The sequence below is a fragment of the Paraburkholderia terricola genome (genome assembly GCF_900142195.1).
GTDB classification, from domain to species: Bacteria; Pseudomonadota; Gammaproteobacteria; order Burkholderiales; family Burkholderiaceae; genus Paraburkholderia; species Paraburkholderia terricola.
In genome coordinates, this window is record NZ_FRAB01000043.1 from 46,305 (window position 1) to 55,379 (window position 9,075).

Below are 9,075 nucleotides of genomic sequence, written 5' to 3' on the forward strand. Positions count from 1 at the left end.
CGGAATGTTCTAAACTGGCGATTCTAAAGCACTCGTTCGCGGTGCGCGCGCCGGTTCATCGGAGCGCGCGACACACGGAACAAGGCTTCGCGAGACCGTCCCATCCTACCGATTCTGCATGACCGAACCCGAAGCAACCGACGTTTTCGAGCCGAAACAAGTGCTCGCCCAATTGCCGCATCTGCCGGGCGTCTATCGCTATTACGACACGCACGGCGCGGTGCTTTACGTGGGCAAGGCGCGCGACCTCAAAAAGCGTGTCTCGAGCTACTTCACGAAGACGCTGCTGTCGCCGCGTATCGCGATGATGGTGACGCGCATCGCGCGCGTCGAGACGACCGTCACGCGTTCCGAGGCCGAGGCGCTGCTGCTCGAAAACAATCTGATCAAGGCGCTGGCGCCGCGTTACAACATCCTGTTTCGCGACGACAAGTCATACCCCTACCTCAAGCTCACGGGTCACAAGTTTCCGCGCATGGCGTACTACCGCGGCGCCGTGGATCGCAAGAATCAGTACTTCGGTCCGTTTCCGAGCGCATGGGCGGTGCGCGAAAGCATCCAGATCCTGCAGCGCGTGTTCCAGTTGCGCACCTGCGAAGACTCCGTGTTCAACAATCGCACGCGGCCCTGTCTGCTGCATCAGATCGGCCGCTGCACGGCGCCATGCGTCGCGGCCATCAGCGAGGAGGACTACGCGCGCGATGTCGCCAACGCGTCGCGCTTTCTGCTGGGCCGCCAAGGCGAGGTGATGAAGGAGCTCGAGCAGAAGATGCACGCGTTCGCGAGCGAGTTGAAGTTCGAGCAGGCCGCGGCGGTGCGCAATCAGATGAGTTCGTTGTCGACGGTGCTGCATCAGCAGGCAATCGAAGTCGGCAGCGATAGCGACGTCGACATTCTCGCGGTGGTGGCGCTCGGCGGCCGGGTCTGCGTGAATCTGGCGATGGTGCGCGGCGGCCGGCATCTCGGCGACAAGGCGTATTTCCCGGCGCATGTGGAAAGCGCGTTGACGGTGGACGAGGGCGGCCTCGAGGAAGGCCGCGGCGAGGCGCTGGTGGACGTCGCGGCCAATGCAGGTTTGGTCGCGCAACCAGGCACGGGCGGCGAAACCGGCTCGCCGGACGCCGCCGACGCGCTCGCGATCGCGCAAGACATGCCATCGGAAGAAGAGGAAGACGAAGACGCCGGGCTCGAAACCGAGGCAGATGATCTCGGCGAAGCGGATGCCGAAGCCGGGTCGGAATCCGAACCGTCGAAGCCGCGCAAACGCCGCGCGGCCGGCGGCATCGAGTCCGAAGTGCTCGAAGCGTTCATCGCGCAGCATTACCTGGGCAATCGCGTGCCGCCGGTGCTGGTGGTGAGCCACGCACCGTCCACCCGCGAACTCGTCGACGTGCTGATCGAGCAGGCCGGCCACAAGGTGACGGTGCTGCGTCAGCCGCAAGGCCAACGGCGCGCCTGGCTCGCGATGGCCGAACAGAACGCGCGGCTCGCGCTCGCACGCCTGCTGTCGGAGCAAGGCTCGCAGCAGGCCCGCACGCGCGCGCTCACCGATACGCTCGGCATGGAATGCGACGACCTCGCGCATCTGCGAATCGAATGTTTCGACATCAGCCACACGATGGGCGAGGCGACCCAGGCGTCGTGCGTGGTGTATCACCATCACAAGATGCAGTCGTCCGAATATCGCCGCTACAACATCACCGGCATCACGCCCGGCGACGACTACGCGGCGATGCGCCAGGTGCTCACGCGCCGCTACGAGAAGATGGTCGCGCAAGCCGCCGCGAATGCCGCCGACGAAGCCGCCGAGTTGCAAAGCGATGCGGCCGCCGATCCGTCGCTCGCGTCGGATGCCGCCGAGCCGTCGGCGGCGGGCGGCATCTTGCCGACCATCGTGCTGATCGACGGCGGCAAGGGCCAGGTCGAAATCGCGCGCCAGGTGTTCACGGAACTGGGTCTCGATACCGGCATGCTGGTCGGCGTCGCGAAGGGCGAAGGGCGCAAGGTCGGCCTCGAGACCCTGATTTTCGCCGACGGCCGCGCGCCGCTCGAACTCGGCAAGGAAAGCGCGGCCTTGATGCTGGTCGCGCAGATTCGCGACGAAGCGCACCGCTTCGCGATCACCGGCATGCGCGCGAAGCGCGGCAAAACGCGCCAGACCTCGCGGCTCGAGGAACTTGAGGGCGTGGGCGCGAAGCGGCGCCAGCGGCTGCTCGCCCGCTTTGGCGGACTGCGCGGCGTGGTGGCGGCCAGCGTCGAGGATCTGGCCAGCGTCGAAGGAATTTCACAGGCGCTCGCGGAGCAGATTTATCGGCAATTGCACTGATCCTTTGCGGCCAGATGCGCGGTGGTTGGTGCATGCGTGGGTGAAAAGCGGGTAATAGGCGGACGAACAGGCGACGAACAGGCGACGAATAAGCGGCGCGCGGGCCCTGTCCGCGCGCCGCTTTGCTTGTGGCAGGCCTTGTGACGCGGCACAATTGCATCTCCCTTGTCAGACGCTGCGCCTGCCCATGCCGTTTAATTTCCCGATTTTCCTGACTTGGTTGCGGATCATCCTGATTCCGCTCGTCGTCGGCGTGTTCTATTTGCCTGACATGATGATGAGCCCGGCGCACCGCAATGTGGCTGCCGCGACCATCTTCGTCCTGGCGGCGCTCACCGACTGGTTCGACGGCTTCCTCGCCCGCAAGTGGAATCAGACCTCGGCGTTCGGCGCCTTTCTCGACCCCGTCGCCGACAAGCTGATGGTGACCGCGGCGTTGCTCGTGCTGGTGCAGCTCGCGCGGATCGATTCGGCGATCGCGCTCGTGATCGTCGGGCGGGAGATCGCGATTTCGGCGCTGCGCGAGTGGATGGCGCAGATCGGCGCGTCGAAGAGCGTGGCGGTGAATTCGCTCGGCAAGTTCAAAACCGCTTGCCAGATGGTCGCGATTCCAATGCTGTTGTACTACGGGCCGTTGCCGTTCGGCGGCGGCATCGTGGTCGACACGCGCGTGTGGGGCCTGTGGCTCATCTATCTGGCCGCGTTCCTGACCATCTGGTCGATGCTCTACTACATGAAGCTCGCATGGCCGCAGATCCGCGAGCGCGGCGGTGCTGTTTGAGGGCTCGTTCACGGCGCGGTTTGTCGCGGGCTCTCGCGTGTGTCGCGTCGTGCATTTCGTCCCGGTAAGGGCAAGAAGGACGGGCGTGAAGACCGCGCGTTGCGACGAGACGGTGAGTGAAATCTTTTCGGTTAAAGACATTCGCAAAAGGGGTTGACACGTTTCAGCCGTTTCTCCATAATCTCGTTTCTCCGATGTGAGCAGTTCGAAACGTCGGAGGCAGTAGCAGCAAGAACGCAACAGTAAGCAGCACAAAAGCAGTAATACGCGGGAGTAGCTCAGTTGGTAGAGCGCAACCTTGCCAAGGTTGAGGTCGCGAGTTCGAGCCTCGTCTCCCGCTCCAGTTTTCGAAGCAGCGCGTTGTTTGGCGAAGTAAAAGTGCAAGGCGTTGTGAAGCAGTGCAATGCGGGAGTAGCTCAGTTGGTAGAGCGCAACCTTGCCAAGGTTGAGGTCGCGAGTTCGAGCCTCGTCTCCCGCTCCATACCAAGGGGAAGCAACGCTTCCCTTTTTGTTTGGTAGGCCGGTCCCAGAGGTTGGCAGCCAGATAAACCTGCGAATCTGCAGCTAGATTCCAGTCCGCTTGCGGCGCGATAGCAAAGCGGTTATGCAGCGGCCTGCAAAGCCGTTTAGGCCGGTTCGACTCCGGCTCGCGCCTCCACCTTAAAGCCCTGATTCGTCAGGGCTTTTCTTTTTTCTGCATCTTTCCATCTATGGAAATGTGCTGTCTAAAGTGGTACAAAGCCCTCTCTAACCACTCGAAAAAAACGCGAAACCACTCGCATACCGGCTCATTGGCCGTTTGCGTCAGTTTTGCGGCGGGGCTATGTCCACTAAAAGAATGCGTCCGTCCGGGACGTGGGAATACATCATTCGGCGCAAAGGCGTTTTGCCAAAGCCACTTTCCCTGACCTTCGACACAGAGGAGGAGGGCGACGCATACGTCAGGCGTCTCGAGCAGATGCTCGACGCTGGCATACTCCCTGAGGATCTTGTCGCTCGCCGTAGTGATCTGGTGACCGTCGAGGATGCGATTCGCTCGTACATGACCAAGGTGTCGCTGCCGGCGTCGGATGTCTCGTTACTCAATGCGCTTATCGGTCGGTGGATGGGTCAACCGCTGACGGGCGTCGATTATCAATGGGTCGAAAGCTGGGTCAAGAGCATGAAGCGCAAAGACGTGATGGCGCCGTCGACCATTCGTCATTACGTTGGTGCACTGGCTCGATGCTTTGATTGGGTCGTGCGTTCCGGCACACCGTCGCTGGCGACCAATCCATTGCGACTCCTGCCGAAGCGTTACGCAACGTACACCGACGAAGACTCCGCGGCCGTGCGGGCGCAGGACCGAGTGCCGAAGGAAGATGAGTCGCGGGATCGGCGGCTGCTCGCGAGCGAAGAGGCCTCCGTACGGCGAATCCTCGATGGAGAGAAGCCCGAAAACCGTCAGCGCGGACCTGATCTGAATTTCCGTCCAGCGATGGTCTTTCTGTTCGAGCTCGGCCTTGAGTCGGCCATGCGCATGCGCGAGATGTACACGATTGACCTCAGTCAGTTCGATGTCGCGCGAGCGACGGTGTTTCTGGACAAGACGAAGAACGGAAGCAAGCGTCAGGTGCCGCTGACGACCGTGGCGATCGCCGCCTTCGAGCGGTATCGCAAGCTCGTGATGGCTCGTGATGCGGAAATGCAGGGATTTGCTTTTGACGGCGGCCGGCTGTTTCCGTGGTGGGACGGCTCGCGAGATAAAAAGGTGCTGGCCGGAATATCGGTGCGGCTGTCCGGTCAGTTCGGACGCATCTTCGATGCGGCGGGGTGCGGTGACTTCAAATTTCACGACTTGCGACACGAGGCTACTTCACGGCTTTATGAGCGCACTTCGCTATCCGACGTACAGATCGCGAAGATCACCGGGCACTCTGACACGAAGGTGCTGATGCGCTATTCGAATTTGCGGGGCAGCGACCTCGCCGTGCGATTGTGGTGAGGCAAAGAAAAACCGCCCCGTAGGGCGGTTTAGCTGCGTTTCTTGCCGATCCAATGGAACCCACTGCGAAAGAGGGTACGGTGTCGGATCACCCGCTTTTCAGCGACGCCTTCAGTGACGAAAACGCCCTTTGAGCGGAGTCGGAGATCTGTTTTTTGCTTCGCTTGAGCACTGCGACCTCGGATTTCCTCAGCAGTACGGAACCCGATGAGGTACTGCGCTTCGTCGGCCGTGAGCGCGCGTGGGACAATGTTGAAGATTTCACGGATTTCGTTGCCATACCTTGCCTCCAGTGATGCCACGGTTTTCTGTGCTGGATACAGTCTACCAGACCGGCTTGCGTTGACCAGAACAGCCGCCGCGATTGGTATGCCGCCGCCCCGGTGGATAAAATCAGCCAGATCGCAAAGCGTTCCGCCGAGAGTGGTGACATCGTCGACCAGAACGTAGTGACCGCCGCGCAGTATCTTGCCGTGAAACGACGGCCGGCGATTTAGGCGCTCCATCGGATCCGCGCCGGTGTGATACACCTTCGAGGTCTGGACGATCTCGGCGTCGAGCTGGCCACCGGCGATCGAGAGCAAGGCGGCCAAGGTTTGCGGGATGGCATTGTCGCCGGTCACCTCCCGTGCATGCGGTGCCACGAAGATGCAGTCGTTAGGCAACACGCCATGCAGGAAGAGGTGGGCGACATCGTTAAGCAATGGGATGCCAAGATCTTTCACCAAGTCAAGAGCAGCGATCCTGTCGCCTTTCTTTGCATCGGCGTAGAGCCGATGTGCTTTCAGCTCCCGATCATCCCGAAAGACATACAACGGATGCGTCATCGCGGGAGTGAAGCCGAATTCTCTCATCGGCGCGGGGCCCGGTGAGACTTGTCCGACAAGGGATTCTTTTTTTGAAGGCAACTTCGGCTCTTCATCGAGAGCGCTGCCCGGCGCGCGATTGACCATGATTAAAGTATAGCGCGCCGGGTTTCGCGGAGGAGTTGTGGTTCATCGCCTATACGGCGTCCGCTGCAAACTCGGGAAGAGCTGGCAACGTCCGCGCTCGTCGACCAGGCCTGCGTCGATCAGGCGTCTCGATCTGCCTTGCGATGGCTCGAGCAGTTCGATCGTCAGTCTCCGGCTCATGCGCGCCTTGCAATCGAGCCAGCGATTGTTCCTGCGTTTTTTTCCTAAGAAACGCGACGACGTCGTCTTCGAGGAATACCCACGCTCGGCCGATCTTGGCGCCGGGCAGCTCGCCTGTGCCGGCGAGTTTCATTGCCGTGTTACGGTCGACCTTCAAAAATTCCGCGCACTCAATTAGATCAAACGTTCTCATGTCGGTCCTTACATCGACGTAGACTGCAATGCGCGGTCCAACATCATTAATCCGGTTTCGAGCTGGACACCGGCCGCGCCCGCCCAGGTGCGTGCTTCCTGCGCAGCCTTGTGCCGGCTGTAGCTGCCTACCTCGTCCCGCATAAGGTCGAGCAGTTCGATGTCCGCGCCAAGCGCGATGACTTCGACCAGCTTGCGGATCTCGAGGCGCAGGGCTTCGATCCGCGCGATCGTTGCGAGTCGGGAATCCGACTCGCTTTTCTTCGTCTGGATAGTCTTTCGCCGCGCAAGCGGCGCTTCGTCTATCTGGATCGCTTTGGCGGGCGTGAGCCCGCTGCTGTTGACGTCGTCGTTCGATGCCCGCGCCGGGTCGGCGCCAGCGAGGGAAAGCCGTGGGCGTCTGTGTGCCGCTTCCCGCTTTCGCGGCAGCGGACGTGGGGTAGAAGTGGCCGGGCGAGCCGTCATTTAGCCACCTCCGTTGCCATGTTCCCGGTCCAGTCGGGATCGGGCATCGCTGAAAGCCTGTCGAGCCATGCGCGCACCGCCGGTGCCTCTCTCGCCTTCGTCCTGTCTGCCCGGTCGAGCGCGCGCGTGAAGTCGCTAACGGCGGCTCTGACGGCCTGCATGCGGGTCGGATATATCGACGTGAAATCTCGCATCGAAGGCAGGCCCGATGTCGTGCCATTGCCTACGCGTAACGTAGTCGAGTAAATCCACTTGCCTTCCTCGGGCTGCGCAAGGTGGATCTCCGCAGGCGAGAGCCCTGTGCGCTTTGTCATGGGCGCGCGGATCGTCTCGCACTTCACGAACACGCCGTTCCCGTTCGGCACGTGCACAGGATGCTTGTGACGGCGGGCGGGAACTGCGTCGAGCAGATCTGCGTACGGCGTGAGCGCGGCATGTACGCCTGCGATCGTGCCGGGCGATAGTTTCCCGAAAACAGGGTCGTGCAACACGGACTGCAACGCCTGCAAAAGTTGCTTTGCCTGCGGTGCGACGGTGCTGCTGCTGGCCCGCTTCCCTAGTGCCTTCCTGGTTACCCTGGCCTTGCCGCCGGCCTTCGCCTTCTCTGCCGCACTGCGAAGGCGCTCAAGGGCTTTCTCGCCGCCGTGCGCCCGGATTTCTTCAATCGCCAGTGTCGACGAAACGATCTTGTTGCGAACCAGTTCCTGCAGGGTCAGTGGTGCGTTCGCAAGCAGCAGGACATCACGGATAGTCTGGTCGGTGATGTTGAGCCGCTTGCCGATCGTGGCGTTGGGCTCGCCGAACTCCAGCAGTTCCACGACTTTTTCCGCAAGCTGCAGCGGCGTCAGCTTCTCGCCGTCGTTGTTCGTGATGCCGGCGTAAATCAGGTTGACGCGATTCACCGACTTCGCTTCATCGATCACGACCGGCAGCCGGTCGATCTCCTTGTCCTTCGCGAACCCGCCTTCCTTGATGGCGAGCAGGGCGGCATGGTATCGGTGCTGGCCTTCATACACGAAGATCCTGTCCTGACCGTCGACCTTGCGCACGAAACATCCGAGCGGTTTCTTGCGGTCGTAGCCATTCGCCTTCATCAGTTCCGCGAGGTGCCGCACGCGGTCCTGATCCAGCGGGCGAACGTTGTCGCGCGGATCGTAGTGAATCTGATCGGGCGGTACCGTCCAGAGATCCGACGATCCACCGCCGGCGGCCTTGACCGCAGCCTTTGTGTTGCCGGTGACAATCGGTTCGGCTTCCAGTAACGAGCGCGCGTTAGCCATTGCTGACCTCCCGCCTCGGCGGGATACCGCCGACGTCGGCAAAGGTCGCGTCCGGCGCGTAGTGAAACAGCGTGCCGTCGAAAGGAGCGATCGCAATGCCTGCGAGCCAGTACACGAGGCGTTCGTCCGACCGCCGGATGGCCTGCCGCACAACAGTGGCGCACACCAGCAGGTGCAGCTCCAGGCGGAGCGCCTGCCGGTCGGCGTGCGGCAACGCCGCTTCAATGTCGTCGATCGTGAGCGGGTCACGCTGGCCGGCGAAAAACGCGATCAGCGCCTTGCAGATCGGGGAGAGATTACTTGACATAGTGTCTCCGGATTCGCGCGTAGCGATAGCTGCGCAGGAATGGGCGGACGAAGCAGAGCGCGCAGAACGCGGCGATTCCGACGATGGCGAGCTTGGCGGCGGATACACCGGCAAGGAGCCAGAGGATGGCGTCGGCCAGACCGAACAGACAGCCGACATGGCGTTGATGTGCGGGGCCAGTGAGAAACCACGCCGTGCAGCACGTGGTAGCGGCGACGAGGAGGGCGAAGATCACGCGCCCCCCTTTGGCAGGATGCTGCCAACATATTCGGGGCCGCCGTGCAAATGAATGCGCGTTTGCGTCTTCGGCCTACGGAGCACTACAGAGCCGAAGTTTGCAGTGGTTCTACCTGATTCGACGATCCATCCGAGGCCGATAAAACCGGCTATCAACCTCTCTCCACTCGACGAGAACACGCCGGCGCTGATATGCAGTGCCCACTTTGCGCGATGATCCCCTGCGGTCGGATCGCTGACATCCTGGAGGCGCATCGAATACTCGCTGACGTCGTAGCCGATCTTTGCTTCGTCGAGCAGCGTGAGATCGCGCTCGATTGCGCGTATGTGTTTCTCGGCACGCTTCAGTTCAGCAAGACGGCGGGCATGT

10 protein-coding genes and 3 tRNA genes are annotated in these 9,075 nt (G+C 61.7%); 6 read left to right on the top strand and 7 right to left on the bottom strand.

Annotation, left to right across the window (positions count from 1 at the left end; all coding sequences use genetic code 11):
* The first annotated feature begins 118 nt into the window (after nt 1–118).
* The 6 genes from uvrC to BUE39_RS27285 all read left to right on the top strand — a co-directional run bounded on the left by uvrC (nt 119) and on the right by BUE39_RS27285 (nt 5,091).
* Nucleotides 119–2,326 (top strand): excinuclease ABC subunit UvrC, encoded by a 2,208-nt coding sequence (uvrC, locus tag BUE39_RS27260; protein ID WP_073431807.1) that lies wholly within the window; start codon nt 119–121, stop codon nt 2,324–2,326.
* A 187-nt stretch (nt 2,327–2,513) separates the two neighbouring features.
* Complete coding sequence (pgsA, locus tag BUE39_RS27265) at nt 2,514–3,107, top strand: CDP-diacylglycerol--glycerol-3-phosphate 3-phosphatidyltransferase (RefSeq protein ID WP_073431808.1); 594 nt, start codon at nt 2,514–2,516, stop codon at nt 3,105–3,107.
* Between the two features lie 267 nt (nt 3,108–3,374).
* Nucleotides 3,375–3,450: transfer RNA gene (locus BUE39_RS27270), tRNA-Gly, on the top strand.
* Nucleotides 3,451–3,512: 62 nt separating this feature from the next.
* Nucleotides 3,513–3,588: transfer RNA gene (locus tag BUE39_RS27275), tRNA-Gly, on the top strand.
* 103 nt (nt 3,589–3,691) lie between these two features.
* A tRNA-Cys gene (locus tag BUE39_RS27280) sits at nt 3,692–3,765 on the top strand.
* Between the two features lie 165 nt (nt 3,766–3,930).
* Entirely contained in the window at nt 3,931–5,091 is a 1,161-nt protein-coding gene (locus BUE39_RS27285; RefSeq protein ID WP_073431809.1) for a site-specific integrase, read from the top strand.
* Between the two features lie 29 nt (nt 5,092–5,120).
* On the opposite strand, the gene BUE39_RS27290 is transcribed toward BUE39_RS27285, so the two are convergent.
* From BUE39_RS27290 to BUE39_RS27320, 7 genes are all read right to left on the bottom strand, one after another.
* Nucleotides 5,121–6,044 (bottom strand): phosphoribosyltransferase, encoded by a 924-nt coding sequence (locus BUE39_RS27290; protein ID WP_235004980.1) that lies wholly within the window; start codon nt 6,042–6,044, stop codon nt 5,121–5,123.
* 49 nt (nt 6,045–6,093) lie between these two features.
* On the bottom strand, nt 6,094–6,417 hold the full coding sequence (locus BUE39_RS27295) for a helix-turn-helix domain-containing protein (protein ID WP_073431810.1): 324 nt from the start codon (nt 6,415–6,417) through the stop codon (nt 6,094–6,096).
* 8 nt (nt 6,418–6,425) lie between these two features.
* Complete coding sequence (locus tag BUE39_RS27300) at nt 6,426–6,881, bottom strand: hypothetical protein (RefSeq protein WP_084561498.1); 456 nt, start codon at nt 6,879–6,881, stop codon at nt 6,426–6,428.
* On the bottom strand, nt 6,878–8,161 hold the full coding sequence (locus BUE39_RS27305; protein WP_073431811.1) for a ParB/RepB/Spo0J family partition protein: 1,284 nt from the start codon (nt 8,159–8,161) through the stop codon (nt 6,878–6,880). The genes BUE39_RS27300 and BUE39_RS27305 overlap by 4 nt, the downstream gene beginning before the upstream one ends.
* Nucleotides 8,154–8,468 carry a hypothetical protein gene (locus tag BUE39_RS27310; RefSeq protein WP_073430026.1) on the bottom strand — a complete coding sequence of 105 codons (315 nt, stop codon included), beginning with the start codon at nt 8,466–8,468 and terminating at the stop codon, nt 8,154–8,156. Before BUE39_RS27310 ends, BUE39_RS27305 begins: the two co-directional genes overlap by 8 nt.
* On the bottom strand, nt 8,458–8,703 hold the full coding sequence (locus BUE39_RS27315) for a hypothetical protein (protein ID WP_073430025.1): 246 nt from the start codon (nt 8,701–8,703) through the stop codon (nt 8,458–8,460). The genes BUE39_RS27310 and BUE39_RS27315 overlap by 11 nt, the downstream gene beginning before the upstream one ends.
* The coding region (locus tag BUE39_RS27320) for a hypothetical protein (RefSeq protein WP_073430024.1) at nt 8,700–9,075 on the bottom strand (376 nt) is incomplete at its 5' end. The genes BUE39_RS27315 and BUE39_RS27320, both read right to left, overlap by 4 nt.

Bases quoted from the DNA above. Each gene is read 5' to 3' on its own strand.
- uvrC (WP_073431807.1), top strand. From the start codon at position 119: ATGACCGAACCCGAAGCAACCGACGTTTTCGAGCCGAAACAAGTGCTC.
- pgsA (WP_073431808.1), top strand. From the start codon at position 2,514: ATGCCGTTTAATTTCCCGATTTTCCTGACTTGGTTGCGGATCATCCTG.
- BUE39_RS27285 (WP_073431809.1), top strand. From the start codon at position 3,931: ATGTCCACTAAAAGAATGCGTCCGTCCGGGACGTGGGAATACATCATT.
- BUE39_RS27290 (WP_235004980.1), bottom strand. From the start codon at position 6,044: ATGGTCAATCGCGCGCCGGGCAGCGCTCTCGATGAAGAGCCGAAGTTG.
- BUE39_RS27295 (WP_073431810.1), bottom strand. From the start codon at position 6,417: ATGAGAACGTTTGATCTAATTGAGTGCGCGGAATTTTTGAAGGTCGAC.
- BUE39_RS27300 (WP_084561498.1), bottom strand. From the start codon at position 6,881: ATGACGGCTCGCCCGGCCACTTCTACCCCACGTCCGCTGCCGCGAAAG.
- BUE39_RS27305 (WP_073431811.1), bottom strand. From the start codon at position 8,161: ATGGCTAACGCGCGCTCGTTACTGGAAGCCGAACCGATTGTCACCGGC.
- BUE39_RS27310 (WP_073430026.1), bottom strand. From the start codon at position 8,468: ATGTCAAGTAATCTCTCCCCGATCTGCAAGGCGCTGATCGCGTTTTTC.